28 protein-coding genes are annotated in these 24,559 nt (G+C 69.3%); 15 read left to right on the top strand and 13 right to left on the bottom strand.

The genetic code is table 11. From position 1 onward, the window contains the following. Nucleotides 1–45: 45 nt before the first annotated feature. Nucleotides 46–984, top strand: a complete 939-nt coding sequence (locus tag ACQ7HM_RS12350) for a helix-turn-helix transcriptional regulator (protein WP_434216573.1) — start codon at nucleotides 46–48, stop codon at nucleotides 982–984. Here ACQ7HM_RS12350 and ACQ7HM_RS12345 read toward each other — a convergent pair. Both ACQ7HM_RS12345 and ACQ7HM_RS12340 read right to left on the bottom strand, forming a co-directional pair. Continuing rightward, the gene (locus tag ACQ7HM_RS12345; RefSeq protein ID WP_434216572.1) at nucleotides 945–1,346 is read right to left on the bottom strand and encodes a MerR family transcriptional regulator; all 402 of its coding nucleotides are present in this window, start codon (nucleotides 1,344–1,346) and stop codon (nucleotides 945–947) included. The two genes, ACQ7HM_RS12350 and ACQ7HM_RS12345, sit on opposite strands and share 40 nt — an antisense overlap. After that, nucleotides 1,346–2,857 (bottom strand): SulP family inorganic anion transporter, encoded by a 1,512-nt coding sequence (locus ACQ7HM_RS12340; RefSeq protein WP_434216571.1) that lies wholly within the window; start codon nucleotides 2,855–2,857, stop codon nucleotides 1,346–1,348. The genes ACQ7HM_RS12345 and ACQ7HM_RS12340 overlap by 1 nt, the downstream gene beginning before the upstream one ends. A 216-nt stretch (nucleotides 2,858–3,073) precedes the next feature. On the opposite strand from ACQ7HM_RS12340, the gene nhaA reads away from it, so the two are divergent. Then, entirely contained in the window at nucleotides 3,074–4,204 is a 1,131-nt protein-coding gene (gene nhaA, locus ACQ7HM_RS12335) for a Na+/H+ antiporter NhaA (RefSeq protein WP_434216570.1), read from the top strand. Nucleotides 4,205–4,218: 14 nt separating this feature from the next. Here the strand turns inward: nhaA and ACQ7HM_RS12330 are convergent, their stop codons facing one another. Next, nucleotides 4,219–4,725 (bottom strand): SRPBCC family protein, encoded by a 507-nt coding sequence (locus ACQ7HM_RS12330; RefSeq protein ID WP_434216569.1) that lies wholly within the window; start codon nucleotides 4,723–4,725, stop codon nucleotides 4,219–4,221. 23 nt (nucleotides 4,726–4,748) lie between these two features. Between ACQ7HM_RS12330 and ACQ7HM_RS12325 the strand changes: the two genes are divergently transcribed. Next, nucleotides 4,749–5,384, top strand: coding sequence for a pyridoxamine 5'-phosphate oxidase family protein (locus tag ACQ7HM_RS12325; RefSeq protein ID WP_434216568.1), 636 nt, complete (start codon nucleotides 4,749–4,751; stop codon nucleotides 5,382–5,384). Here the strand turns inward: ACQ7HM_RS12325 and ACQ7HM_RS12320 are convergent. Continuing rightward, a complete protein-coding gene (locus tag ACQ7HM_RS12320) occupies nucleotides 5,362–6,597 on the bottom strand; it encodes a benzoate/H(+) symporter BenE family transporter (RefSeq protein ID WP_434216567.1) in 1,236 nt (411 codons plus the stop codon). The genes ACQ7HM_RS12325 and ACQ7HM_RS12320 overlap by 23 nt on opposite strands. 90 nt (nucleotides 6,598–6,687) lie before the next feature. On the opposite strand from ACQ7HM_RS12320, the gene ACQ7HM_RS12315 reads away from it, so the two are divergent. From ACQ7HM_RS12315 to ACQ7HM_RS12300, 4 genes are all read left to right on the top strand, one after another. Continuing rightward, entirely contained in the window at nucleotides 6,688–7,218 is a 531-nt protein-coding gene (locus ACQ7HM_RS12315; RefSeq protein ID WP_434216566.1) for a helix-turn-helix domain-containing protein, read from the top strand. Nucleotides 7,219–7,656: 438 nt separating this feature from the next. Continuing rightward, complete coding sequence (locus tag ACQ7HM_RS12310; protein ID WP_434216565.1) at nucleotides 7,657–8,766, top strand: cellulase family glycosylhydrolase; 1,110 nt, start codon at nucleotides 7,657–7,659, stop codon at nucleotides 8,764–8,766. A gap of 121 nt (nucleotides 8,767–8,887) precedes the next feature. Continuing rightward, nucleotides 8,888–9,388, top strand: coding sequence for a phage holin family protein (locus ACQ7HM_RS12305; protein WP_434216564.1), 501 nt, complete (start codon nucleotides 8,888–8,890; stop codon nucleotides 9,386–9,388). Between the two features lie 55 nt (nucleotides 9,389–9,443). Next, nucleotides 9,444–10,379: an alpha/beta fold hydrolase gene (locus ACQ7HM_RS12300; RefSeq protein ID WP_434216563.1), complete on the top strand. Its 936-nt coding sequence runs from the start codon at nucleotides 9,444–9,446 to the stop codon at nucleotides 10,377–10,379. A gap of 15 nt (nucleotides 10,380–10,394) precedes the next feature. Here the strand turns inward: ACQ7HM_RS12300 and ACQ7HM_RS12295 are convergent, their stop codons facing one another. Genes ACQ7HM_RS12295 through nth form a run of 4 tightly spaced genes read right to left on the bottom strand, consistent with a single transcriptional unit; the run spans nucleotide 10,395 to nucleotide 13,742 of the window. Continuing rightward, on the bottom strand, nucleotides 10,395–11,591 hold the full coding sequence (locus ACQ7HM_RS12295; RefSeq protein ID WP_434216562.1) for a MarP family serine protease: 1,197 nt from the start codon (nucleotides 11,589–11,591) through the stop codon (nucleotides 10,395–10,397). Then, the gene (locus tag ACQ7HM_RS12290; RefSeq protein ID WP_434216561.1) at nucleotides 11,588–12,364 is read right to left on the bottom strand and encodes an NUDIX hydrolase; all 777 of its coding nucleotides are present in this window, start codon (nucleotides 12,362–12,364) and stop codon (nucleotides 11,588–11,590) included. The genes ACQ7HM_RS12295 and ACQ7HM_RS12290 overlap by 4 nt, the downstream gene beginning before the upstream one ends. Beyond that, the gene (locus ACQ7HM_RS12285; protein WP_434216560.1) at nucleotides 12,361–13,053 is read right to left on the bottom strand and encodes a redoxin family protein; all 693 of its coding nucleotides are present in this window, start codon (nucleotides 13,051–13,053) and stop codon (nucleotides 12,361–12,363) included. Before ACQ7HM_RS12285 ends, ACQ7HM_RS12290 begins: the two co-directional genes overlap by 4 nt. Nucleotides 13,054–13,061: 8 nt before the next feature. After that, a complete protein-coding gene (nth, locus tag ACQ7HM_RS12280; RefSeq protein WP_055787605.1) occupies nucleotides 13,062–13,742 on the bottom strand; it encodes an endonuclease III in 681 nt (226 codons plus the stop codon). 304 nt (nucleotides 13,743–14,046) lie between these two features. Between nth and ACQ7HM_RS12275 the strand changes: the two genes are divergently transcribed. Together ACQ7HM_RS12275 and ACQ7HM_RS12270 are read left to right on the top strand one after the other, a co-directional pair. Then, nucleotides 14,047–14,307 (top strand): hypothetical protein, encoded by a 261-nt coding sequence (locus ACQ7HM_RS12275; RefSeq protein ID WP_434216559.1) that lies wholly within the window; start codon nucleotides 14,047–14,049, stop codon nucleotides 14,305–14,307. A 187-nt stretch (nucleotides 14,308–14,494) separates the two neighbouring features. Further along, a complete protein-coding gene (locus tag ACQ7HM_RS12270; RefSeq protein WP_045821488.1) occupies nucleotides 14,495–15,169 on the top strand; it encodes a Crp/Fnr family transcriptional regulator in 675 nt (224 codons plus the stop codon). Between the two features lie 66 nt (nucleotides 15,170–15,235). Here the strand turns inward: ACQ7HM_RS12270 and ACQ7HM_RS12265 are convergent, their stop codons facing one another. Continuing rightward, nucleotides 15,236–15,853 carry a cold-shock protein gene (locus ACQ7HM_RS12265; RefSeq protein WP_434216558.1) on the bottom strand — a complete coding sequence of 206 codons (618 nt, stop codon included), beginning with the start codon at nucleotides 15,851–15,853 and terminating at the stop codon, nucleotides 15,236–15,238. A 106-nt stretch (nucleotides 15,854–15,959) separates the two neighbouring features. On the opposite strand from ACQ7HM_RS12265, the gene ACQ7HM_RS12260 reads away from it, so the two are divergent. Genes ACQ7HM_RS12260 through ACQ7HM_RS12250 form a run of 3 tightly spaced genes read left to right on the top strand, consistent with a single transcriptional unit; the run spans nucleotide 15,960 to nucleotide 19,126 of the window. After that, nucleotides 15,960–17,450 carry an amidase gene (locus ACQ7HM_RS12260; protein ID WP_434216557.1) on the top strand — a complete coding sequence of 497 codons (1,491 nt, stop codon included), beginning with the start codon at nucleotides 15,960–15,962 and terminating at the stop codon, nucleotides 17,448–17,450. A gap of 13 nt (nucleotides 17,451–17,463) precedes the next feature. Further along, nucleotides 17,464–18,255, top strand: a complete 792-nt coding sequence (hypB, locus tag ACQ7HM_RS12255) for a hydrogenase nickel incorporation protein HypB (RefSeq protein WP_434216556.1) — start codon at nucleotides 17,464–17,466, stop codon at nucleotides 18,253–18,255. A gap of 10 nt (nucleotides 18,256–18,265) precedes the next feature. After that, nucleotides 18,266–19,126, top strand: a complete 861-nt coding sequence (locus ACQ7HM_RS12250) for a Gfo/Idh/MocA family protein (RefSeq protein WP_434216555.1) — start codon at nucleotides 18,266–18,268, stop codon at nucleotides 19,124–19,126. Nucleotides 19,127–19,135: 9 nt separating this feature from the next. On the opposite strand, the gene ACQ7HM_RS12245 is transcribed toward ACQ7HM_RS12250, so the two are convergent. Together ACQ7HM_RS12245 and ACQ7HM_RS12240 are read right to left on the bottom strand one after the other, a co-directional pair. Then, the gene (locus tag ACQ7HM_RS12245) at nucleotides 19,136–20,074 is read right to left on the bottom strand and encodes a quinone oxidoreductase family protein (protein ID WP_434216554.1); all 939 of its coding nucleotides are present in this window, start codon (nucleotides 20,072–20,074) and stop codon (nucleotides 19,136–19,138) included. Between the two features lie 195 nt (nucleotides 20,075–20,269). Next, nucleotides 20,270–20,578, bottom strand: a complete 309-nt coding sequence (locus ACQ7HM_RS12240; RefSeq protein WP_434216553.1) for a hypothetical protein — start codon at nucleotides 20,576–20,578, stop codon at nucleotides 20,270–20,272. A 165-nt stretch (nucleotides 20,579–20,743) separates the two neighbouring features. Here ACQ7HM_RS12240 and ACQ7HM_RS12235 point away from each other — a divergent pair, with 165 nt between their 5' ends. Then, complete coding sequence (locus ACQ7HM_RS12235; protein WP_434216552.1) at nucleotides 20,744–21,598, top strand: MBL fold metallo-hydrolase; 855 nt, start codon at nucleotides 20,744–20,746, stop codon at nucleotides 21,596–21,598. A 78-nt stretch (nucleotides 21,599–21,676) separates the two neighbouring features. On the opposite strand, the gene ACQ7HM_RS12230 is transcribed toward ACQ7HM_RS12235, so the two are convergent. Together ACQ7HM_RS12230 and ACQ7HM_RS12225 are read right to left on the bottom strand one after the other, a co-directional pair. After that, the gene (locus tag ACQ7HM_RS12230; protein WP_434216551.1) at nucleotides 21,677–22,171 is read right to left on the bottom strand and encodes a RidA family protein; all 495 of its coding nucleotides are present in this window, start codon (nucleotides 22,169–22,171) and stop codon (nucleotides 21,677–21,679) included. Nucleotides 22,172–22,176: 5 nt separating this feature from the next. Continuing rightward, a complete protein-coding gene (locus tag ACQ7HM_RS12225) occupies nucleotides 22,177–22,341 on the bottom strand; it encodes a hypothetical protein (RefSeq protein ID WP_188486393.1) in 165 nt (54 codons plus the stop codon). Nucleotides 22,342–22,385: 44 nt separating this feature from the next. Here ACQ7HM_RS12225 and ACQ7HM_RS12220 point away from each other — a divergent pair, with 44 nt between their 5' ends. Both ACQ7HM_RS12220 and ACQ7HM_RS12215 read left to right on the top strand, forming a co-directional pair. Next, the gene (locus tag ACQ7HM_RS12220) at nucleotides 22,386–23,441 is read left to right on the top strand and encodes an ArsA family ATPase (protein ID WP_434216550.1); all 1,056 of its coding nucleotides are present in this window, start codon (nucleotides 22,386–22,388) and stop codon (nucleotides 23,439–23,441) included. Further along, entirely contained in the window at nucleotides 23,441–24,553 is a 1,113-nt protein-coding gene (locus ACQ7HM_RS12215; protein ID WP_434216549.1) for an ArsA family ATPase, read from the top strand. The genes ACQ7HM_RS12220 and ACQ7HM_RS12215 overlap by 1 nt, the downstream gene beginning before the upstream one ends. The last annotated feature ends 6 nt before the right edge of the window (nucleotides 24,554–24,559 follow it).

Here is a 24,559-nt window from a genome sequence, read left to right as displayed (position 1 = left end):
GCAGGGACTCCCTCGACACCGCGTGCCGGGACTACCGTCGTCGCCATGGGTGTCGACAACAAGGCCGAGGTCCGGGACTTCCTGACCTCGCGTCGGGCCAACGTCTCGCCCGCCGCGGTCGGACTCCCCACGGGCACGAATCGGCGGGTCGCCGGACTGCGCCGCAGCGAGGTCGCGGTGCTCGCCGGGGTGAGCGTCGAGTACTACACACGGCTCGAACGCGGCGCGATCAGCGGGGCCTCGCCGGAGATCCTCGACGCGATCGCCCGCGCGCTCCTGCTCGACGACGCCGAGCGCGCCCACCTCTTCGATCTCGCGCACGCGGCCGGTCCCGTCGCCCGTCCACCGCGGCGCCGCGCCACCCGCACCTGGCAGGCACACAGCAGCCTGCAGTGGACCCTGGACGCGATCACCGCCGGACCGGCATTCGTCCGCAACGGCCGGATGGACATCCTCGCCGTCAACCCGCTCGCCCGCGCCTTCTACAGCGACGTCTTCGACATGCCGGGCCGACCGCCGAACATCGCGCGCTTCACCTTCCTCGACGACCGCGCGGCGCGGTTCTACCCCGATTGGGGGCTCTTCGCCGAGGTCACCGTGGCCATCCTGCGCACCGAGGCCGCACGCGACCCCCACAACAGGGAGCTCCACGACCTGATCGGCGAACTCTCCACGCGTAGCGAGGAATTCCGTCGGCAGTGGAGTCGTCACGACGTGCGCCACCACGGCACCGGTTCGAAGACCTTCCACCACGAGGTGGTCGGCGAGATGACGCTGGCCTACGAGGGTCTCGAGATGGCCGCCGAGCCCGGGCTCACCCTCACCATCTACACCGCCGAGCCCGCGTCGCCGTCCGAGCAGGCGCTACGACTGCTCTCCTCCTGGGCGGCAACGGAATTCCCCGACGCCGGTACAGCACAGACGACCATCAGCCGCGACCGGGCTCAGCGGACTTCCGGGCCGGGGGCGAATGCCGACAACTGATCTGTCAGCTCGCGGGCGTAGTCGAGTTGGGTGCTCAACGTCTCGCATGCCTGCGTCGCGCGGGTGTGACAGTCCGCGAGATGGTCGCGCGCCGAGGCCCGCTCGTTCTCGGCCGACGCCGGGTCGTCGAGGACGGCCAGCGAACGCAACAGCTCCCCCATCTCGTCGAGAGTGAATCCCAACGGTTTCATCCGGCGGATCGCGAACAGTCGGTCGACGTCGGCGTCGGTGTAGAGCCGGAAGCCGCCGGCCGACCGCGCCGAGGGCGCCACCAGGCCCACCTCGTCGTAATGGCGGATCGTTTTGATCGACAACCCCGTCCGGTCGGCCACCTCGCCGATCTGCAGATGCGTCTCCGACATCAGTGCGCCCCGGTCAACGTTCCGGTGAGTCGGGAATGTCGTTGCGCGCTGGTCTCGTCGAGGCCGACGATGGTGACCGTCGTGCCCTTCGCCGCGTACTTCATGGTGATGGCATCGAGGGTTGCGACGGTCGACGCGTCCCAGATGCGCGCGTCGGCGAGGTCGATCACGACGTTCGCCGGGTCGCCGACGTAGTCGAACTGATAGATCAGGTCGTTGCTGGAGGCGAAGAACAGTTGGCCGTGCACGGCATAGACACGGGTCTCGGGCGCGGCGTCGGGACCGGTCACGTCGACGACCTCGGTGAGGTGGGCGACGCGACGGGCGAAAAGCACCATCGCGGTGAGGGTTCCGGCGCCGACACCGTAGGCGAGGTTGCCGGTCGGGACGGTGACCGCGACGGTGACCACCATGACCAGCGTCTCGCTCTTCGGCATCCTCTGCAGCGTCGCCGGCGTGATGCTGTGCCAGTCGAAGGTGCCGACCGAGACCATCACCATCACCGCGACGAGCGCCGCCATGGGGATCAGCGCGACGATGTCTCCGAGTCCGACCACCAGGATGAGCAGGAAGACACCGGCGAGGAAGGTCGAGATGCGGGTGCGGGCGCCGGAGACCTTCACGTTGATCATCGTCTGACCGATCATGGCGCAGCCGCCGAGCCCGCCGAAGAAGCCCGTGACGATGTTCGCGACGCCCTGCCCGGTGCTCTCCCGCGTCTTGTCGGAGTGCGTGTCGGTGATGTCGTCGACGAACTTGGCCGTCATCAGGGACTCGAGCAGGCCGACGATCGCCATGGTCACCGCGTACGGCGCGATGATCGACAGCGTGTGCCACGTGTAGGGCACGTCGGGGATCAGGAACGACGGCAGGCTCGAGGGCAGGTCACCCTCGTCACCGACATTCGGCACCTGGTTCCATCCGAACGCCACCGTCGCCGCGGTCAGCAACACGATCGCCACCAGCGGGGCGGGCACGATCGAGTTCAGTCGCGGTAGGAACACCATGATCGCGAGGCCGACCGCGACCATCGGATAGACCAGCCACGGCACCCCGAACAGGTGCGTGAGCTGCGCGATGAAGATGAGGATCGCCAGCGCGTTGACGAAGCCGACCATCACGCTGCGCGGGATGAACCGCATCAGCTTCGCGACCCCGGCCAGGGCGAGGACGATCTGCACGACACCGGCGAGGATCACCGCGGCGATCAGGTAGTCCAGCCCGTGATCGGCGACGAGCGGCGCGACCACGAGGGCGACCGCGCCGGTCGCGGCGGAGATCATGGCGGGGCGACCGCCGACGATCGAGATGGTCACCGCCATCGTGAACGACGCGAACAGACCGACCCGCGGATCGACGCCGGCGATGATGGAGAACGAGATCGCCTCGGGGATCAGTGCGAGCGCGACGACGAGCCCGGCGAGGACCTCGGTGCGCAGGCGCGCCGGCGAGCGCAGAGCGGCCAGCACCGACTGGTCGCGGGCGGGATCGGTAGTGGTCGAGGTGGGCATTCGGCGAACTCTACCCTCCCCGGAGGGGAGAGTGTGAATGCGCGCTCGCCGTCATGATCGCGTTAAGATCCTCGACAGGTGCGCCGGGAAGTCTGGTCGGCAACAGCTTCGTCGACCCTGCGACCGGTAAGGACTCCCGCCATCTCTGCGCCCCGCCTCTCCCCTCCCTCGCCCAGCGATTTCGCCCGCTACCTGCGCACCGAGACGTTCGGCGGCATGATCCTGCTCGCCGCGGCAGCCGTCGCGCTGGTCTGGGCCAACTCGCCGTGGTCCGACGCCTACCTCACGCTGCGCGACACCCACGTCGGTACCGACGTCCTCGGACTCGATCTCACGATCGGGCACTGGGCGCAGGAGGGACTGCTCGCCGTGTTCTTCTTCGTGGCGGGCCTCGAACTCAAACGCGAGATCGTCCTCGGTGAGTTGTCGAGCCTCAAGCAGGCGATCCTGCCGGTGATCGCCGCGGTGGGTGGAGTCGTGGTCCCCATCGCGATCTGTGTCGCGATCGGTTGGGGCACACCGGGAATCGAGAAGGCCTGGGCCATCCCCGCGGCCACCGACATCGCCTTCGCCCTGGGTGTGCTGGCGCTCGTCGGGTCGCGGATCCCCTCGAGCGCCCGGGTGTTCCTGCTCGCTCTCGCCGTGGTCGACGACCTCATCGCGATCGCGATCATCGCCGCGGTGTTCACCGACTCCCTCGATCTCGCCGCGCTGGCGGTCGCCGCGGCGGCCATGGCGCTCTACTGGTGGTGCCAACGCCGACGCATCACCACCCGGTTCGTCTACATCCCCCTGGCGATCGTCACCTGGGTCGCGGTCTACAACGCCGGCATCCACGCGACGATCGCCGGCGTCGCCCTCGGTCTGTTGACCCGCGTGCGACCCGACCCCGGTGAGGAGTGCGCGCCGGGGGCGCGGCTCGAACACCGCATTCAACCGATCTCGGCGGCGATCTGCGTACCGCTTTTCGCACTGTTCGCCGCCGGGGTACCGATCAGCGCACCGGTCGTCGGTGAGCTGTTCACCGACCGGATCGCGATCGGGATCATGGTGGGTCTCGTGGTCGGGAAGACGATCGGCATCTTCGGCACCAGCTGGCTGTGCATCCGGTTGCGCCTGGCCGCGAAACCCGAGGGTTTCTTCGTCCGCGACCTGCTCGCGGTGGCCATCCTCGGCGGCATCGGGTTCACGGTGAGTCTGCTCATCGCCGATCTCGCACTGCCGCCCGCGGAGGCCGAACTGGCCAAGGCCGCAGTACTTCTCAGCTCGATGGTCGCGTCACTGCTCGGGGCCGCGGCCCTCATCCGCCGCGGACGGGTCCACAGCCGACTGCTCGACGACGACTGAGCCCGCGAGAGAGGTCAGGCGAGCTTCGCGAAGTACTTGACCGTGTCGGTGCGGAAGGTGCCCAGCGCGGGCTTGCTGACCACCGAGAGTCCCGGCAGCTTGGCCAACGGACCCGCGGGCTCGATGGCGAAGGCCCATGTCAGCCGCGAGCCGAGTCCGGAGGGGACCACCTCGGTCAGCTCACCGAACCGGCGCAGTCCCGGGACGTTCGACGAGACGACGGCGAACGCGTTGCGGTACGTACCCGCCTCCGCGTCGGCCTCCCACACGAAGAACCGCTCGTTGACCTTCACCAGCCCGGGGGCGAGTTCTGCGGTGCGGGTGGTCCCGACGCCGTGGGGTTCGGGGGAGGTGAACGTGACCTTCTTGATCATCCGACACCAGTCCAGGGTGTTCTGGCGGGTGAGCTCGGCCCACGCGACGTCGGGCGTCACCGGGAGGTCGACGGTGAACCGGTAGACCACCGGCGCCCGGTGGAAGAAGGCGACGTCGTCGATGGGTTGCAACTGATGCTCGGCCATCGGGCGAGCTTAACCTCAGCGGTGTGCCGAACAATCACTACCACCACCTCGTCTTCGGACCCCGTGCCCTCGCCCGGCAGCGTGCGACCGGTAGTTACACCGCCTACGGCTCGGAGATGGAGCGCGGCGACGACGGGCCGCCGGAGATCACGGGCCGCGAGATCGCGATGCTCACCCACGCGTTCCAGATCCACCTCGCGACGGTGGCCGAGACCGGGTGGCCCTACGTGCAGTACCGCAGCGGGCCGCGCGGTTTCATCCACCACCTCGGTGGATCGCGTGTCGGGTTCGCCGATCACCGCGGCAACTCACAGTTCACGTCGCTGGCCAACATCGACACCGACGGGCGCGTGGCGATCTTCGTCGCCGACTTCCCGATGCGGACCCGGCTCAAGCTGTACGGGCGCGCGCAGGTGATCGACGCCGCCGCCGATCCCGACCTGCACGCGCAGCTGATGACCGTCGCCGACGGCCGCATGACCGCGCGCAGCGAGCGCTCGATCGTGATCGACATCGAGGCGTTCGACTGGAACTGCTCGCGCAGCATCGTCCCGCAGTACGACCGTGAGTACGTCAAGGAACTCAATGTCGCCCACGCCGAACAACTCCGGGTGTTGCAGGAGGAGATCGACTCTCTCAGGGCCCGTCTGGAGCAGTGAGCTCGGCGGCGTCGCTCGGGTGTCGGGGCCGCAGCAGGAGGTGGATGCCGATCCCGACCAGCAGCGCCCAGAAGGCCGAGCCGATTCCCGCGAACGCCGTTCCCGACGCCGCGACCACGAACGTCGCCACCGCCGCGGTCCGCGCACCGGTGGCCCGTGTCGCGTCGCCCCTGTCGGTGTCGATCCCGGCCGCCGCCGACAAGGCCCCGGCCAATGGCGCGAGGAGCGCGACCCCGGCGACCGCCTGGATGGTGCCCTCGGGTGCCAGCACCACCAGGGTCGCGACCGCAGCCGAGCCCGCACCGATCACGAGGTAGGCCACACCGGCCGACGCCGCGGCCACCCATCGACGGTTGCGGTCGGGATCGGCGTCGGGGGACGCGGCGAGCGCGGCGCTGATGGCCGCGAGGTTCAGTGCATGGACTCCGAAGCCCGCGCCGGCGATGGTCGTGACGCCGGTGACACCCATCGACGGTCGCCATGGCACGCGGTAGTCGAAGGTCCGCATCACCGCGACGCCGGGGATGTTCTGCGCCGCCATCGTCACGATGTAGAGCGGGAGCGCGATACCGGTCACCGCGGCGACCGTGAGATGCGGCGTCGTCCACACCACCTGCGGTAGCAGCTGATCGCTGGCGATCGATGCGTCGGAACGCACCAGGTCCACCACGATCACCGCCACGGCGACGACGAACGCACCGGGCACCGCCCACCGGGGCGAGAACCGCGTCAACACCACCCACGCGAGGAGGATGGGCGCGATCGACCATGGGTGGTGCGACAGGGCCGTCACCGGCGCGAGGCACAACGGGAGCAGGACCCCGGCCAGCATCGCCTGGGCCACCGGGGCAGGGATGAGAGCGATGAGGCGCGACAGTCCCGACCACAGACCGGTCGCGACGATCAGCACACCGGTGACCAGGAAGGCCCCGACCGCGGCGGGCCACCCGCCCTCGACCACACCCGTCGACGCGAGCAGCGCGGCGCCGGGTGTCGACCACGCCAGGGTGATCGGGATCCGGAAACGCACGGCCAGCGCGATCATGCCGAGCCCCTGCAGCAGGCACGCCGCGAGAAGGCCCGACGCCGCCTGAGCGGGGCTCGCACCGACCGCGCGCAGCCCGGTCAGCACCACCGCGAACGAACTGGTGAATCCGACGACGGCGCACACGACGCCCGCGCCGATCGGCACGGACAGACTCACCCGCTGCATCGACATCTCCTCGCCCGGCGCGAATCGTTCTACATACAGAACGTTCTGTTCGTGGAACGATAGCGGTGTCTCGCCCTACAGTCGAGACCCATGGACCCCACCTCGTTCTCGGCCGCAGTGGGTGAGCGCGTGCGCGAGCTCCGTGGACGCGCGGGTCTGAGTCTGTCGGAGCTGGCCCGACGGTCCGGGGTGGGAAAGAGCTCGCTGTCCGACCTCGAGGCGGGGCGGCGCAATCCGACGATCGAGACGCTGTACGCACTGTGCACACCGCTCGGCGTGCCGATGACCGCGTTGACGGCCGCATCGATCCGCACCGAGAGCGGCGGCATGACGTCGGTGACCCTCGACATCCGCGAACTCGTCGACGCGACCGTCGAGGTGTTCCGTCTCGAGTTCGCCGCCGATGCCGACCACACCTCACCCGGCCACGTGACCGGAGTGACCGAACACCTGACCGTCGTCGCGGGAGATCTGCTGGTCGGCCCCCTCGACAACACCACGCGCCTCGGCGCCGGCGAATCGCACTCCTGGCGCAGCGACACCCCGCACCGCTACACCACCAGCGGCCCCGCCGAAGCCGTGGTCGTGATCCGCACGCCGCGACGAGCGGGGCGGAGCTGACCCGGCGGCGAGAGCGTGCGTCGACGACCACAGACGCGGGAAGGGCATGCACGATGAGGCTCCGACGCCCTGCCCGAACATGTCCGTACCGGACCCGTTCACAGAATGAATGATCATTCGTTCCGCCACCGGAAATCCTCGACGATCATACGATTCCGACATTCATAGAGCCGCGCTCGACACAAATCGGACATAATTCCGGAGTTTATGGATCGTGTATTTGCTGTAGTGAATACACGTGGATGCCACGCCGAGAAAATTGGTCTGATCTGGCGCTTCTCCAGAAATAGCGATGATTGATTCTGTACGGAATTCTTGTAATCAACGGCTCATTAAGCGGAACACATCAATGTAATTCGCCCGAGCCTCTTTTATTTCGGGGTCATATCTTGTTTGACTTGAATTCTTCCGGGGGGTTCACCGGAATGGAGTTCAGAAATGCGAATCGCACGACAACTGTCTCTTCGTGACATCGTCCGATCGACGATCATCGCTCTGATCGCGACCGTCGCCCTTGGCGTCACGGCACTCGGATCCCCCGTCGATCGTCCGCCGACGGCCATCGCGAACACCGCGACGGTCGGCACCGCCTCGACGACGCTCGGCATCGCCGACAGCGACCTCTACTTCGCCTACAACGACCCGACCGCGGTGGCCAAACACCTCGACGAGACCGCCGCACTCGGCGTCCACAACGTCCGTCTGGTGGTCCCGTGGGCCGCCGTGGAGGCCACGAAGGGCCAGTACACGTGGGGCGGCGTCGACAACATGGTCAACGCCGCGGCCGCCCGCGGCATGGGTGTGCTGGCGGTGGTCACCACCACGCCCACCTGGGCTCGCGCCGCGAACACCAGCGTCTACCAGCCACCCACCGATCCGGCCGATTTCGGCGCCTTCGTGGGCACGCTCGCCGCGCGCTACCCCTCGGCCGTCTCCTCCTACGAGATCTGGAACGAGCCGAACGGCGCCATCAGCTACGCCCCGGCACCCGACCCCGTCGGCTACACCAAGCTCCTGGCGGCCGCCTATCCGAAGATCAAGGCGGCGAACAGCTCGGCCGTCGTCCTCGGCGGGGTGCTCGGCTCGGTGGTCACCTGGGGCGGCTTCACCCTCGACCCGGTCGACTTCGTCTCGCAGATGTACGCCGCCGGCGCGGCCGGGACCTTCGACGCCCTGTCATTCCACCCCTATCAGAGCTCCACGAAGTTCTCCCAGGGCGCGGCGCTCGCGAACTCGCCGCTGAACCAGGTCAACGACATCCGCTCTCTGATGGTGTCCCACGGCGACTCGGCGAAGAAGATCTGGGCGACCGAGTACGGACTCTCGACGATGCAGGCCACCGCGGCCCAGCAGGCCGACTTCATCGGTGACTTCGTGACCACGTGGCGCACGCTGTCCTATGCGGGTCCGGCGTTCGTCTACACCCTCGTCGACCGCAACTCCGCCGACACCACCGACGCGGAGAGCACCTTCGGCGTCTACACCGACTCGTGGGCCGAGAAGCCCGCTGCCGCGGTGGTCCGGTCCCTCACCGGGGCCAACGCGTGAGGGCGTGGATCGGACCGGTCGATGCCGAGCGGTCTGCCGATGCCGAACCCCACAGCTGCATGACACGATGAGGGGCATGGCACGATGAGGCCGTAGCCCGACCCGCAATGGAGGAACAGCTGTGAGCCTGGACGACCGTGCATCCGATCACGTCGGCAGAAACGTCTCCTCGATACCGCTGAGCGATCCCCACAACCCGGCCGAGCAGTCCATCGGCGGCCTGGTGAAGGACGCCACCTCGCACATGTCGACGTTGGTGCGCGCCGAGGTCGAGCTGGCCAAGACCGAGATCGTCGGCGAGGTCAAGAAGGGCGCGATCGGCGCGGGGCTGTTCATCGTCGCCGCCGTCGTCGCGCTCTACTCCAGCTTTTTCTTCTTCTTCTTCCTCGCCGAACTCCTCGACGAGTGGCTTCCCCGCTGGGCCGCCTTCGGGATCGTGTTCCTGATCCTGCTGGTGCTCGCGATCGTCGTCGGCGTCGTCGGCTTCATCGTGTTCAAACGGGTACGGGCCCCGAAGAAGACCATCGACTCGGCCAAGGCACTGCCCAGCGTGCTGCCCGGCGGCGACAAGGGCGCGCCGGTGGATCTCCCCGGCGGCATCGGCGCGGCCCCGCGCCGCTGACGCCCCGATCTGACGTCACTGACCTGACCACCCTGATCCGACCGCCGAGCCGCCGGTGACCGCGCCCGACCCGTCGACCGCACGGATCGACGGACCGTGGATCGATCTCGACGTGCGGGCCAACGGCATCCGTTTCCATGCCGTCGAATGCGGTTCCGGGCGCGCGGATCGGCCGCTGGTGCTGTTGCTGCACGGGTTCGGCGAATTCTGGTGGAGCTGGCGACACCAGCTGACCGCGCTCGACGACGCGGGTTTCCGCGCGGTGGCGCTCGATCTGCGCGGCTACGGCGACACCGACAAGCCTCCACGCGGATACGACGGGTGGACGCTCGCGGGAGACACCAACGCCCTGGTGCGGGCCCTGGGCCACACCGAGGCCGCGCTGGTCGGCCATGCCGACGGCGGTCTCGTGGCGTGGGCCACCGCGACACTGCATCCCCGGGCCGTGACCTCGATCGCGGTGATCGGTTCTCCCCACCCCCGCGCCCTGCGGCATGCGGTGCTGCGCAACGGCCCTCAGCGGTCGGCGTTCATGGGCGAGTTCCTCGGCAACCAGCTCCCCCGCACCGCGGAGAAGACCCTCACCCGCGACGACGGCGCGTTCATCGCGACGATGTTCACCGAACGCACCACACCCCCGTTCGCACGCACCGACGAGTTCGCCGAGATGGTGCGGCGCAACCGATCTGCCGTGCAGATCCCGGGCGTCGCGTTCTGCAGCCTGGAGTACCGCCGCTGGGCGTTCCGGTCACAGTTCCGGCGCGACGGCGCGAAGTTCCTCCGGCTGATGAACCATCGCCTCAACATCCCGGTGCTCGCCGCGCGGGGCCGCGACGACCGGTACATCCACGCCGAGACCGTCTCGGCCAGCAGATATTTCGCGTCGCGGATGACCTACGCAGAGATCGACGGAAGCGGCCACTACGCGCACGAGGAGAACCCCGGCCGCGTGATCGAACTGCTCGACCACCACCTGCGGCTCACGCTGTAGCCGTCGAAGCGCCCGTCAGGAATGCACGCACGACTGCGTGTCGACCGCGGCGGTGAGGTTCTCCGACGCCCGCAGGTTCGCCTGCACCTGATCGGCGGTGAGCACGAACCCGGTCTCGCTCGCGGTGTCCTCGGCCGCGCCGAACACCACCCCGAGCACCCGGCCGTCGGTGTCGATCAGCGGGCCACCGGAATTGCCCTGTCGGATCGACCCGCGCACGGTGTACACCTCGCGCTTGACCTCGCCGTCGCGGTAGATGTCGGGACCCGACAGGTTCACGACCTCACGGATGCGTTCGGCGCTCGCCGTGAACGGTCCCGCCTCGGGGTAGCCGAGCGCGATGGCGTCGGTACCGGTGGAGGCGTTGCGATCGGCGAAGCTCAAGGCCGGCGCGGTGAGGCCGGGGACGTCGAGGATGGCGATGTCGTTGTCGGGGTCGAACAGCACGACCGTGGCGTCGAGCGCGCCGTTGCCCGACTGCACCCGCAGCGACCGCGTTCCCGCGACCACGTGGGCGTTGGTCATCACGCGCTCGGCCGACACGACGAACCCGCTGCCCTCGAGTGCCTGGTTGCAGCTGGGGGCGACACCCTCGATCTTCACGACACTCGGCCGGACCTGCGAGATGACCGGCAGCGTCAACAACCCCGCGTCGGGCGGGTCGACACTGGTGACCGGCGTGCGACCGAACGGCCCGATGACCTCCGGGAGCCCCGAGTCGTCGAGGAGGGAACTGAAATCGCTGGGCAGCTGCCGCAGCCACGCCGGCGCGACGTCGTCGACACCGCCGAGCACCTTCGACCCGCGCACGGCGTTGGCGATGGTCGGTTCGGCCGAACTGCTCACCGGGATGGCGAGCAGCCACGCCGCGATGAGGACCGCGACGGCCTGCAGCAGCGATCCGACGACGCTGTCGGCACGACGCACCATGAGCGATCGGATGCCGCCGCGGGCGGCGCAACCGAGGATCATCCCCGAGGCCTCACCGATGACGACGAGCACCACCAGCAGTCCGACACCGACGACGAGTCGCCACCGTCGGTCACCGATGTGGTCGATGAGGTGCGGCGCCAACAGGATCCCCGCGATCGCACCGAGTACGACCCCGACGAACGCGAGCGCCGAGGCGACCGCACCCTGCCGGAACCCCGACGCGGCCGCGAGCACCGCGATCGCGATCACCGCGAGATCGACCCATCCCGAACCGCTCATCGCTGTCCTGTCTTCTCGAGCATGTCCGCGAGGTCACGCACGTCGTCGGTGTCCCACGGGACGGTCCATCCCGCGGTGTCGAAGATGGCGTCGAGCAGACCGCCGGTGAAACCCCACACGAGCATGTCCGCGACCCAGAACGCCGGCCCGCGGTACACGCGGCCACCCATCACCGAGCGCTGCACCTGGAATCGGTGGGCCGGGTCGATCATCTCCGCGATAGGCACGCGGACCACGCGCGCGGTCTCGCCGGGGTCGACCGCACGCACCGGCCCGGGATCGGGCGTCCACGCGATCACCGGGATCACGTCGAAGCCCGAGGGCGGGACGGGAAACGACTGCAGGCGGGCGACGACACGGACCTCGCCCGGATCGAGGGCGGTCTCCTCCTGCGCCTCGCGCAGCGCCGTGCCGACGGGGTAGTCGTCGCCGGGATCGCGGGCGCCACCGGGGAAGGCGACCTGGCCGGCGTGGTTGCGCAGCGTCGTCGCACGCTGGGTGAGAAGCACATCGGCGTCCGACGGTGGGGCCTGACCGTTGTCGGTGTCGAAGGCGCCGCCGAACAGCACCAGCACCGACGCCGGCCGCGACCCGCGGCGGAACGCGGCCTGCACCAGTCGGGTGCGATCACCGCCGCGGTTGTTCACGCTGTCGGTGACGCCGTCGACGTTGTCGGTGAGAGGGCGCAGCCACGCCGGGATCGCGTCGGTGTCGACGAGTGGTCCGGCCGCCACGGTGGGGGCGTGATCACGCCCCTCCGAGCGGGGACTCACAGGGCGACACCGAGATAGCGGTCGACCGAGTCCGCGATGGACTTCTCGTCGGTGAAGACCGTCGGGAGCACCTTCGCGACGGTGCCGTCGGCCCGCACCAGCACCGACACCGGGTACGCGCGCGGGATGCCCAGTGCCGCGGCGATCTTCGCCTGCGTGTCGACCACCGACGGCAGTCGTACGTCGATCTCGCTGAGCAGTCCCAGCGCGAGCACCGGGTTCTCCGACCCCTCCTTGGCCTGCACGGCGAGGACGTCAACCTTGCCCGCGGCCGAGGCGGCGAACGCCGCGACCGTCGGCAGTTCGCGACGACACGGCAGGCACCACGGCGCCCAGAAGTTGACGAGCAGGGGACGTCCCGCGGTCGCCGCGCCCATGTCGACGTCGCCGGGGGCGCCCAGGCAGGGCACGGTCACCCCGGCGAGCGCCGAGGTCGCCGGGGCCGGACCGGCACCGGCGGGACACGGGGCGAGCGCGGCGCGGGACCGGGCGGCGTCGAGATCGCCCGGGCTCACCGACGCACTGGCCCCGGGGATGGGGCCGGCGGTGGTCTGGCCGCCCGCGCTCAACGCGCCGTCGGGGGAGGTGGTGTCGCGGGGCCAGATCGCCACGATCAAGGCGATGACCACCACGAGGGCGGCGATGGACCATCGAGCGGACGCGGGGATACGTCGGAGACCGGATCGCATGCTGCGTCTCAGATCCCGGCCAGGGCGAGCAGGTGCGCCGTCTCGGGTCCCTTGACCAGCGCCGCGGCCTTCTCGGTCTCGGTCGGGCCCTCACCGAACGACGGGCAGTCCTTCGCCAGCACGCACACACCGCAGGCAGGCTTCTTGGCGTGGCACACGCGCCGGCCGTGGAAGATCACGCGATGGGACAGGTCGGTCCAGTTCTTGCGCTCGATCAGTTCGCCCACGGCATGCTCGACCTTCACCGGATCGGTCTCGGTGGTCCAGTTCCAGCGCCGCACCAGCCGCCCGAAGTGGGTGTCGACGGTGATCCCGGGGATCCCGAACGCGTTGCCGAGCACCACGTTCGCGGTCTTGCGACCGAAACCCGGCAGGGTCACGAGGTCCTCGAGACGTCCGGGCACCTCTCCGTCGAACCGCTCGAGCAGCGCCTGCCCGAGACCGATGATCGACGTCGCCTTGTTCCGATAGAACCCGGTCGACCGGATCATCTCCTCGAGTTCGGTGCGATCGGCGCCCGCGTAGGCCGCGGCGTCGGGGTAGCGGGCGAACAGCGCCGGCGTCGTGAGGTTGACGCGCACATCGGTGCACTGCGCGGAGAGGATCGTCGCGACCGACAACTCCAGCGGGGTGGTGAAGTCGAGTTCGCAGTACACGTGCGGGAAGGCCGTCTGCAGGGTGCGATCCATCCGTCGCGCCCGACGCACCAGCCCGGTACGCGTCTCGGTGCCCCGTGCCGCGGCGGTCGGACGGCGACGACCGGGTACGCCGGCCGCCGGCGTCGGGGATTGATCACTGCTCACCTGCAACAGACTACTGAGCGTCGAGGGGCGGCCGACGGCATCCACCCTGGTCGCCGCTCACATCTTCAGCGGGCGATCAGCTCCGGCGCGAGCCGGTCGGAGTCGGCTCCGGCACGCGGCGAGGTAACACTTGTGTTCCACCCGCGGTTTCGTTGCCCCACCGAGACCTGGGTCGTGTTCACTACTGCACATGCACGGACTCGCGGTACTGCTCTTCCCCGCAGTGCTCATGCTCTTCGCGCTGGCCATGGAGAAGATGGAACACCAGATCTCCGACGACAGCGTGACCCGCGACGACGTCGAGGAATTCCTCGCCGGCGCGGCCCCGGAGCAGGTGGGGACACTGGCCGCCGACGGTTTCCCGGCGGCGCTCGACGAGTTCCGCGCCCGCCGCGACGACGTCGAGGACGAGATCCCCGTCGCGGTGGTCCCGACGGTTCGGGCGAGCTGACACCACCCGAATCCGGGTACCGGTCCTGTCGGCCATGCGAACGACGCAGGTGACGGCGTTGTCGACGTTCTCCGGACCCGCCCACACTCTTGGCCGTAGACTCAGCCGTGGCGTGGTGACAAATTCAACACTGCCGAGCAACTTGTCGCGGGCACGACCCGCCGCAGCACCCTAGGAAGGGGCGTACGTGGAGGAAGTACTGGCGAGGGCCGGCATCTTTCAAGGAGTCGAGCCGAGCGCGGTCGCCGCACTGACCAAGCAACTCCAGCCCGTCGATTTCCCGCGCGGACATGTCATCTTCAACGAGGGCGAGCCGGGCGATCGGCTCTACATCATCCTCAGCGGCAAGGTGAAGGTCGGTCGCCGCTCGGGCGACGGACGCGAGAACCTGCTCACCATCATGGGTCCGTCGGACATGTTCGGCGAGCTGTCGATCTTCGATCCCGGCCCCCGCACCTCCTCGGCGACCACGGTCACCGAGGTCCGCGCGGTGTCGATGGACCGTGACGCGCTCAAGGCGTGGATCGCCGACCGCCCCGAGATCGCCGAGCAGTTGCTGCGCGTGCTGGCCCGCCGGCTGCGTCGCACCAACAACAACCTCGCCGACCTCATCTTCACCGACGTCCCGGGTCGTGTCGCCAAGCAGCTGCTGCAGCTCGCCCAGCGTTTCGGCACCCAGGAGGCCGGTGCGCTCCGCGTGACGCACGATCTCACGCAGGAGGAGATCGCCCAGCTCGTGGGCGCCTCCCGCGAGACGGTCAACAAGGCACTCGCCGATTTCGCTCAGCGCGGGTGGCTGCGGCTCGAGGGCAAGAGCGTCCTCATCGCCGACTCCGAGCGGCTCGCCCGCCGCGCCCGCTGACCTTCTCCGCGGTTCCCGCGACCGACATCGACTCCCGCGACAGTGACCACTGTCGCGGGAGTCGTCTCATGTCGCGGGTGTCTCGATGACGTCGATGTCGTTGCCGCGGAAGTGGTGGCCGTCCTGCTCGGCTGCCTCCCAGGCGAACTCGACTCGCGCACCCACCTCGACCGTTCGGAACCCGCTCATCCCGCGGATCTCGGAGTAGTGCGCCCACGCGCCGCCCGGTGTCTCGGCCGCATCGAGCACGCCCCAGCCCTCGTCGGCGTTCCAGGTGCGCACCGTTCCGACGGTTCGCGGGAGCGGTGCGCGAGGCGGAACCGCAGGGAGGTCGGCCGGATCATGCTGGCGGAACACGGTGAACTCGCCGCGGCGGCCGGCCGACATCCACAGGCTGCTCCGGAACGCGCCCGACGGGAGGGTGGCGGGTGGCTCGCACCGCGACGGCCACACCGCCGTCGCCGCGGCCGAGAACTCGTCGTGGTCCCAGCCGATCGGGCCCCACACGAACGACACTGGTTCACCCTCGAGCAGCCCCATGAACGGCATCTCCCCCTCGGCGCGTACACCCTCGACCAGGACGGCACCGCTGTCGGCGCGGCATCCACCCGGGGTGTCGGCGGAGTCGATGACTCCCCACCCCTCGTCGTGGTGCCACACACGGATCACCCCTGAACTGGTCATTCGGCGACGATAGGGGCACATCACCCTCTGCGCACCCCGATTTCGACGTCGTCGACGTTGATTGTCACGGTCGCCCCGCGCGCCGCCGGTGTGTCATCGTCAGGGTGTGACACACCCACGTGCCAGAAGACGTTCGTCCGCCCCGTCCAGCGTCGATGACGCCTGGATCGGCAGTGCGTCGGCCTTCAACCTGGCCGAGGCCATCGCCGACGGTCGCACCACCTCACGACGCGTGGTGCAGTTCCACGTCGACACGCTGCGTGCCCGCTCGGAGTTCGGGGCGATCGCGCGTGACCGGTTCGACGCCGCGCTCGCCGAGGCCGACGCCATCGACGCCGCCTCCACGAAGGCCGATCCCGCGCGACCGCTGCTCGGCGTGCCCTGCACCATCAAGGAGTCGATCCCGGTCACCGGGATGCCGCACACCGCGGGCCTGTCGAGCCGGGCGGGCATCATCGCCGACACCGATGCGATTGCGGTGCAACGCCTTCGCCGGGCCGGTGCGATCGTCGTCGGTGTCACCAACACCGCCGAACTGTGCCTGGGCATCGAGAGCACCAACAGCGTCTACGGACGCACCTCCAACCCCTACGACGTTCGGCGGGTGTCGGGCGGATCGTCCGGCGGCGAGGGCTCGGCCATCGGTGGCGGCGGGATCCCGTTCGGGGTCGGCGGCGACACCGGCGGATCCATCCGCATCCCGTCGTTCTACTGCGGCGTCTTCGGCCACAAACCCTCCCCCGGGCTCGTGCCCGCGAACGAATCGATCCCGTCGCTGTCGGGCGAGGAGGAGGTCGACCTCCTCGAGACCCTCGGACCGATGTCGCGCCGCGCATCGGACCTGATGCCACTGCTGCGCATCCTCGCCGACGATCCCGACGGAACCCGCTGCGGCTCGGTCGATTCGGTCGATCTCGACGGGCTACGGGTGGTGATCCCCACCAAGTCGAGTTATCTCCGTCCGATGGACCGGTCGGTGCGCGACGCCCGCGACGCCGCAGGACAGGCACTCGCCGATCGCGGCGCCGACGTCGTGTGGCAGCCGATGCCTGCGATGCGGCGCGTCATCGCGAGCTACCTGATGGAACTGCGACGTCACGCGGGCACATCCGTGATGAATCTCTTCGACTCCTTCGGCGAGACCCCGACCCGGCACCTCACCCCGGCTGTGTTGCGCGCCAACAGTCTTCAGCTGCAGCTCGCGATGATCGGCGACCGACTGCCCGAATTGCTGCCGCCCCCGGCGCGCAAGCTGCTCGACAAGTTCGCCCGCGACCTGGCCGACGAGGTCGCCGAAGCCATCGGAGACGGCGTGATGCTGCATCCGCCGCTGCCGCAGCCGGCACCGTTCCACCATGGCACCCTCGCCCGACCGTGGTTGTTCGGTGGGGCCGCGATATTCAACATGCTGGGCATGGCGGTCACCGAGGTGCCACTCGGCTTCAGTCCCCGCAACCTGCCCGTCGGGGTGCAGGTCGCCTCGCAGCCCGGCAACGACAACGTCACCATCGCCGTCGCGCTCGAACTCGAGAAGGCGTTCGGCGGATGGGTTCCGCCGAACGCGGTCTCCTCGCGATCGGTCGAGCAGGCGACGTAGGACGGACACGCGCATGGGCAGATTCCATCGGCACGACGACGGCGTCGGGCAGACCCACCACGACCACGACCACGACCACGACCACGACCACGACCACGACCACGACCACGGTGACATGTCGGGGTACGACACCGGGCGCGAGCGGGTCGACGTCCTCGACGCGATCTTCGGGGAGAACGACCACCGCGCCGACATCAACCGCGCCGCGTTCGCCGCGGCGGGCGTGTCGGCGGTGAACCTCATGAGCTCACCGGGTTCGGGCAAGACGACCCTGCTCGAGGCGACGCTCGACGCCATCGCCGACGAGGTGCGCGTCGGGATCATCGAGGGTGACATCGCGACCGATCTCGACGCGGAACGGTTGGCGGGGCGCGGGGCGCAGGTGTCGCTGCTGAACACCTCTGAGGGTTTCGGCGGCGAATGCCACCTCGACGCACCGATGGTCAACCGCGCGCTGCAGGGTCTCGACCTCGACGAGTTGGACCTCGTGGTCATCGAGAACGTGGGGAACCTGGTGTGCCCGGCCGAGTTCGACGTCGGCGAGCACCGGCGCGCGATGGTGTGGTCGGTGACCGAGGGCAGCGACAAGCCGCAGAAGTACCCGGTGATGTTCCGCAGCGTCGACGTGGTGGTCATCAACAAGATCGACCTGATCCCCCACCTCGACATCGAGCTCGACGACTACGTCCACGCCGTCCGCGAGGCCAACCCCACCGCGGCCGTCCTGCCGCTCAGCGCGAAGACCGGCGACGGCATGGGAGCGTGGCTCGACTGGCTCCGGCAACGGTTTGGCCCGGCCGCATAGGGTCGTCGACATGCGCATCGCTGTCGTCGGAGCCGGGCCCTGGGCTCGCGACACCCACATCCCCGCCCTCGCCGCCCATCCCGGTGTGACGTTGACCGGCGTGTGGACCCGACGCCCCGAGGCCGCGGCCGACCTCCCCGCGCAACGGTTCGACTCCTTCGCCGACCTGGTGGAGGCGAACGACGCGGTCTCCTTCGCGGTCCCCCCGCAGGCGCAGGCGCCCTTGGCGATCGAGGCCGCCCGCGCCGGGAAGCACGTCATCCTCGACAAGCCCATCGCCGGCACCCTCGCCGACGCGAGCGCGGTCGTCGACGCCGTCGCCGAGGCCGGGGTGCGCTCGATCATGACGTTCACCCGACGCTTCGCCCCGGAGACCCGGGCGTTCCTCGACGCCGTCGACGCCGGGACCTTCACCGGCGGCCTGGGTGTGTGGCTGTCGGGTGCGTTGCTCGGCGGCCCCTACTCCGCGTCGCAGTGGCGGGTCGACGGCGGCGCACTGCTGGACGTCGGCCCTCACGTCGTCGATCTCATGGACCGCGCACTCGGTGCGGTGATCGATGTCGAGGCGGCATCGGTCGACCGCGACTCCGACGTCTGGTCGGTGTCGCTCGTCCACGACTCCGGCGCCCGCACCGCGATGCAGCTGTCGCTGCGGGTGCCGGCCCGACCCACCATCAGTCAGTTCCGCGTCCACGGTCCCCACGGTGTCGTGGAGCTGACCGAACGCAGCACACCGCCACCGGACTGCTTCGCGGTGTTGATCGACGAGTTCCTCGACGCCGTGGCGACCGGCGCCGACCACCCGTGCGACGCACGGCGCGGCCTGCACATCCAGGGCATCCTCGACCGGATCTCCCACGCCGTCAGCTGAACTCGCCGATCAGGGGATCAGCAGGAACTTCCCGCGCGGGTGTGCACGCACGAGTTCGCGATGCGCGTCGGCGGCGTCGACGAGGGGGAACGTCTTCGCGGTGGTGACGGTGATGTCGCCGGCTGCGAGCTGATCGAGCAGGGTCGTGCGCGTCTCCGACCGGATGCGCCGGCTGCTCTCGGAGCTGCCGTCGATGACCACGATCCCGTCGCCGACGCGGCCGAACGCGACGATGCTCACGATGCGGGACCTCTCGGCGACGAGCTCGAGGGAGGAATCGATCGCCTCGTCGGTGCCTGCGGTGTCGAGGGCGACGGTGTACCCGTCGGGAGACGCGGCGCGCAGACGCTCGAGGAGACCGTCGCCGTAGGCCACCGCGGTCGCACCGAGCGCCTCGATCGCCGCGTGGTTGTCGAGTCGACCGGTCGCGATCACCCGGGCGCCGGCCGCGACGGCGATCTGCACCGCCAGCGATCCGACCGCCCCGGTCCCGCCGTGCACCACGACGGTGTCGTCGCCGGTGACCCCGGCCGTGCGGATGAGGTCGTAGGCGGTGACGCCCACGGCCGACAGGCCCGCGGCCTGCTCGACCGAGACACCGGTCGGGATGTGCAGGATCGAGGTGGCCGGCGCGACGAGTCGATCGGTGTAGGCGCCGTCGACCGGGTAGACCACCACCTCGTCGCCCACCGCGATCGCGCCCGTCGGACCCGACACCCCCTCGGCGACCTCGACAACCGTTCCGGCGGCCTCGTTGCCGAGTCGAACCGGCAGCCCGTCGGGATCACTGCCGAACGATCCGCTGTAGAGCTTGCGGTCGATGGGGTTCACGCCGATCGCCGCGACCCGGACCACCACCTCGTCGGGGCCGGGCGCACGGTCGGGTTCGTCGATCAGTGCGAGGTTCTCCGGGCCGCCGTATCCGCGGGCCACCACCGTGCGTGTCATGGCCTCTACAACCGCCCCGATGCCGTGCTATTCCGTGGTCGCCGGCCACCGGGCACACGAGGTCGTCGACGCGAACAACCCGGCAGACGGACGGGGTCTGCCGGGTTGTCCGGTGATCGGCGCAGTCGGGTGCGTCTGCGGGGGGTGCGCACCCGACGTCGCCGAGTTCTGGTGTCGCCCGGTGCGGGCGACGAATCAGCGGCGCGCGAGCACCACATGCACGAAGGTGCGGTCGAACGTGAAGCCCCACTGTCCGCGGGCGACGTCGTAGCGCGGGGTCACGTGCGCGCCGCGGTAGGTGAAGGGGCGGTAGTTCGGTCGCGTGATGGTGATCGCGCGCTGCTGCTGGGGCTGCTGTCGCTGGGGCTGCGCCTGCTGCTGGGTGTGGGTGTTCGGCCCGACCGGTGCGGCGTTCGCGGTTCCGGCGGACACGCCGAGGCCGAGCACGGCGGCCCCGACGAACCCCGCGGCGATGGTGGATGTGGCTGCTTTCTTGATGTTCACTCGTCACTCCTGTTGTCCCGCGCCGGGCCCGGCACCTGCTGCACGGCCCCTTCTGACGCACACCACGAAAACTAGGGTCGCCGGCTGGCAGGAACATTGCGCGACACTGTCAGTGGGCTGTCAACGCGCACCGGCACCCATCGGTCGACGCGGTAGCGTTCTCCCATGACCGCGCCCGCGCATCCCGCCTACGAGACCCGCCGACACGTCACCGCGTTCGCCTCGGTGGTGCTGTGCGACAACCCCGGGATGATGGAACTCGAGGGCACCAACACGTGGATCCTGCAGGCGCCCGGACACACCGACTGCGTCGTCGTCGACCCCGGTCCCCGCGCACATCGCAAGCACCTGAAGCGGGTCGCCGAGAGCGGCGATGTCGCGCTGGTGCTCATCACCCACCGCCACGCCGATCACACCGACGCGATCAAGCGCTTCCACAGGATGACCGGCGCCCCGGTCCGCGCACGCACCGAGGCGCACTGCCGCGATGGCGCGATCCTCACCGACCGTGAGGTGATCGAGGTCGCCGGACTGCGCATCACGGTGTTGCTGACCCCCGGGCACACCGCGGATTCCACGAGCTTCCTCGTCGAGCACCTCGCCAAGGGCGATCCCGCGAACACCGCCGCCACCGAGCCCACACGGATCATCGGCCGCGCCATGGTCACCGGCGACACGATCCTCGGTTCGGGCACCACCGTCCTCGACCCCAGCGACGGCACCCTGCGCGACTACCTCAACTCGCTCAACCGACTCATCGTCGAGGGCGAGGGATGCGCACTGCTGCCGGGACACGGCCCGGACCACCCCGATCTGATACCGGTCGCGCGGTTCTACAAGACCCACCGCGAGGAACGCCTCGACCAGATCCGTGCGGCACTCGTCGACCTGGATCTGACTCCGGCACAGGCGAAGCCGATGAAGGTCGTGCGCAAGGTCTACCGCGACGTCGACAAGAAGCTGTGGCCGGCCGCGCGCATGTCGGTCAAAGCGCAACTGACCTATCTGCGCGAGGCCTGACCGTCAGCTGTCTGCGACCTCTGCTCAGGACTTGAGGTCTCCGACCTCGGCTCAGGACTTGAGGTCTCCGACCTCGGCTCAGGACTTGAGGTCTCCGACCTCGACGATGATCTCGACCTCGACCGGCGCACCGAGCGGCAGTTCGGCGACACCGACCGCCGAGCGGGCGTGGTGGCCTGCGGTGCCGAACACCCCGCCGAGGAGATCCGAGGCACCGTTGAGCACACCGGGCTGACCGGTGAACCCCGGCGCCGAGGCGACGAAACCGGTCACCTTGACCACGCGCACCACCGAGTCGATGCCGACGAGTCCGTCGACCGCGGCGAGCGCGTTGAGCGCGCACAGACGCGCGGCGTCACGGGCCTGCTCCGGCTTCACCACGCCCTCGGCACCCTCGGACACCTTGCCGTGCACGGTCAGCTCACCGTCGGCCATGGGCAGCTGTCCGGAGGTGTAGACCATGTTCCCCGAACGCACCGCCGGGTAGTAGACACCGAGCGGCGCGACCACCTTCGGCAGCTCGATGCCGAGCTCGGCCAGGCGCGCGCTCCACGACCGCTGTGCGTCCGACATCGCGCTCAGCCCTTCGGGCGCTTGAGGTAGGCGACGTGCTGCTCGCCGGTCGGCCCGGGCAGCACGCTGACCAGCTCCCAGCCGTCGACACCCCAGGTGTCGAGGATCTGCTTGGTGGCGTGGGTCAGTAGCGGCACGGTGGCGTATTCCCAGGCGGTCAGTTCACTCATGACACTCACCCTATCGGCCCTCACGGGGTGGATATGGTTGCCATGTGTCAGTTGAATCCGCCCAGGGTGCACCCCACGAGGGTCCCGACGCCTCCCCCGGCCCCGCGGCCGGCTCCACGTGGCCCGCGTCGGCTCGCTCGGCCCGGTTGCACTTCGTCTCCGGCAAGGGCGGCACCGGCAAGACCACGGTCGCCGCGTCCCTCGCCCTCGCGCTCGCCGCCGGCGGCAAGAAGGTGTTGCTCGTCGAATGCGAAGGCCGTCAGGGCATCGCGCAGCTCTTCGACATCCCGCCGCTGCCGCCGACCGAGACGCGCGTCGCCACCGCCGAGGGCGGGGGCACGGTCACCGCGCTGGCCATCGACATCGAGCACGCCCTGCTCGAGTACCTCGACATGTTCTACAACCTCGGTTTCGCCGGCCGCGCGATGCGTCGTATCGGCGCGATCGACTTCGTGACCACCGTCGCGCCGGGTCTGCGGGACGTACTGCTCACCGGCAAGATCAAGGAGTGCGTGGTGCGCACCGACAAGTCCGGCGCGCAGGTCTTCGACGCCGTCGTCGTCGACGCCCCGCCCACCGGTCGCATCGGCAACTTCCTCGACGTCACCACCGCGATGGCCGATCTCACCAAGACCGGGCCCATCCGCAACCAGAGCGACGGTGTCGCGAACCTGCTGCACTCCGAGCTCACCGCGGTCCACCTCGTGACCCTGCTCGAGGCGATGCCGATCCAGGAGACGATCGAGGCGGTCAAGGAATTGCGCGGCAAGAACCTGCCCGTCGGCGCGCTCATCATCAACCGCGTCGCACCGCCGCATCTGGCCGACGACCAGATCGACCCGGTCGCCGAGGGCGTCGTCGACGCCGAGACCATCGCCACCGAGCTCACCGCGGCGGGCCTCACCGTCACCGAGGCCGACCTCCAGGGGCTGCTGACCGAGACGATCGAACATGCCAGCCGGGTGCAGGCCCAGCAGGTGGCCAAGGCCGAACTCGACGAGGTGGACATCTCGACGGTCGAGATCCCCTCGTACGACGACGGTGTCGACCTCGGCGGGATCTACGAGATCTCCGCCCTGCTGGAACGGACGGGTGCCTGATGGTCGCCGAACTCGACATGGGAACAGTGCTCGGCTCGGCCGAGACGAAGGTCGTCATCTGCTGTGGCGCCGGCGGTGTCGGCAAGACCACCACGGCCGCAGCGATGGCGGTGCACGCCGCCGAACAGGGACGCCGCGTGGTCGTGCTGACCATCGATCCGGCGCGCCGCCTCGCACAGTCGCTGGGGATGTCGGAGCTGACCAACGAACCCCAGCCGGTCGACATCGACGGGCCGGGGTCGCTCGACGCGATGATGCTCGACATGCGCCGCACCTTCGACGAGATGGTGACGCAGTACTCCACGCCCGATCGCGCCGAGGCGATCATGAACAACTCCTTCTACCAAACCGTCGCGACCTCGTTCTCCGGGACGCAGGAGTACATGGCGATGGAGAAGCTCGGGCAGTTGCTCGCCCTCGACAAGTGGGATCTCGTCGTCGTCGACACGCCGCCGTCGCGGAACGCGCTCGACTTCCTCGACGCCCCGGCCCGCCTGGGCTCGTTCATGAGCGGCCGGTTGATGAAGATCCTCATGGGCGGCGGACGCGGCGTGGGTCGTGTCGTCACCGGTGTCGTGGGCCTCGCGATGCGCGGTGTGTCGACCATCGTCGGCGGCGACACGCTGCGCGACGTGTCGGCGTTCGTGCAGTCGCTCGACGCGATGTTCGGCGGGTTCCAGGAGCGCGCCACCACCACCTACAACCTGCTCAAGCGGCCGGGCACCCAATTCGTGGTCGTCGCCTCGGCCGAACCCGACGCGTTGCGTGAGGCGGCGTTCTTCGTCGATCGGTTGTCGGAGGAGAAGATGCCGCTCGCGGGCCTCATCCTCAACCGCACGCATCCGAACCTGACGTCGATCTCGGCCGACGCCGCGCGCGCCGCGCTCGATCAGATGGGTTCAGGACTGACGCGGGCGGTGCTGGCGATCCACGCCGAGCGCACCACCACCGGGCGTCGGGAGTTGAACCTGCTGCGCCGTTTCACGACGTCGCACCCGGGCGTGCCGATCGTCGGGGTGCCGTCGTTGCCGTTCGAGGTTGCCGATCGGCAGGCGTTGCGGGCGGTCGCCGAGCAGATCCTCGGCGGACCGGGCCGCGCGGCATCGAAGTGACGCCGT

This window comes from Williamsia sp. MIQD14, assembly GCF_051025635.1.
In the GTDB taxonomy this organism is placed as follows: Bacteria; Actinomycetota; Actinomycetes; order Mycobacteriales; family Mycobacteriaceae; genus Williamsia_A.
The sequence above is the reverse complement of the archived record's forward strand: the minus strand, read 5'-3'. Positions and strand labels throughout refer to the sequence as shown.

Coding starts and splice junctions, on each gene's coding strand:
- ACQ7HM_RS12230 (WP_434216551.1), bottom strand. CDS start 22,171: ATGTCGGACGCACAGCGGTCGTGGAGCGCGCGCCTGGCCGAGCTCGGC.
- ACQ7HM_RS12215 (WP_434216549.1), top strand. CDS start 23,441: ATGGTCGCCGAACTCGACATGGGAACAGTGCTCGGCTCGGCCGAGACG.
- ACQ7HM_RS12320 (WP_434216567.1), bottom strand. CDS start 6,597: ATGCAGCGGGTGAGTCTGTCCGTGCCGATCGGCGCGGGCGTCGTGTGC.
- ACQ7HM_RS12275 (WP_434216559.1), top strand. CDS start 14,047: ATGCACGGACTCGCGGTACTGCTCTTCCCCGCAGTGCTCATGCTCTTC.
- hypB (WP_434216556.1), top strand. CDS start 17,464: ATGGGCAGATTCCATCGGCACGACGACGGCGTCGGGCAGACCCACCAC.
- ACQ7HM_RS12340 (WP_434216571.1), bottom strand. CDS start 2,857: ATGCCCACCTCGACCACTACCGATCCCGCCCGCGACCAGTCGGTGCTG.
- nhaA (WP_434216570.1), top strand. CDS start 3,074: ATGATCCTGCTCGCCGCGGCAGCCGTCGCGCTGGTCTGGGCCAACTCG.
- ACQ7HM_RS12310 (WP_434216565.1), top strand. CDS start 7,657: ATGCGAATCGCACGACAACTGTCTCTTCGTGACATCGTCCGATCGACG.
- nth (WP_055787605.1), bottom strand. CDS start 13,742: ATGGATCGCACCCTGCAGACGGCCTTCCCGCACGTGTACTGCGAACTC.
- ACQ7HM_RS12245 (WP_434216554.1), bottom strand. CDS start 20,074: ATGACACGCACGGTGGTGGCCCGCGGATACGGCGGCCCGGAGAACCTC.
- ACQ7HM_RS12235 (WP_434216552.1), top strand. CDS start 20,744: ATGACCGCGCCCGCGCATCCCGCCTACGAGACCCGCCGACACGTCACC.
- ACQ7HM_RS12350 (WP_434216573.1), top strand. CDS start 46: ATGGGTGTCGACAACAAGGCCGAGGTCCGGGACTTCCTGACCTCGCGT.
- ACQ7HM_RS12315 (WP_434216566.1), top strand. CDS start 6,688: ATGGACCCCACCTCGTTCTCGGCCGCAGTGGGTGAGCGCGTGCGCGAG.
- ACQ7HM_RS12225 (WP_188486393.1), bottom strand. CDS start 22,341: ATGAGTGAACTGACCGCCTGGGAATACGCCACCGTGCCGCTACTGACC.
- ACQ7HM_RS12345 (WP_434216572.1), bottom strand. CDS start 1,346: ATGTCGGAGACGCATCTGCAGATCGGCGAGGTGGCCGACCGGACGGGG.
- ACQ7HM_RS12285 (WP_434216560.1), bottom strand. CDS start 13,053: ATGCGATCCGGTCTCCGACGTATCCCCGCGTCCGCTCGATGGTCCATC.
- ACQ7HM_RS12295 (WP_434216562.1), bottom strand. CDS start 11,591: ATGAGCGGTTCGGGATGGGTCGATCTCGCGGTGATCGCGATCGCGGTG.
- ACQ7HM_RS12330 (WP_434216569.1), bottom strand. CDS start 4,725: ATGGCCGAGCATCAGTTGCAACCCATCGACGACGTCGCCTTCTTCCAC.
- ACQ7HM_RS12265 (WP_434216558.1), bottom strand. CDS start 15,853: ATGACCAGTTCAGGGGTGATCCGTGTGTGGCACCACGACGAGGGGTGG.
- ACQ7HM_RS12250 (WP_434216555.1), top strand. CDS start 18,266: ATGCGCATCGCTGTCGTCGGAGCCGGGCCCTGGGCTCGCGACACCCAC.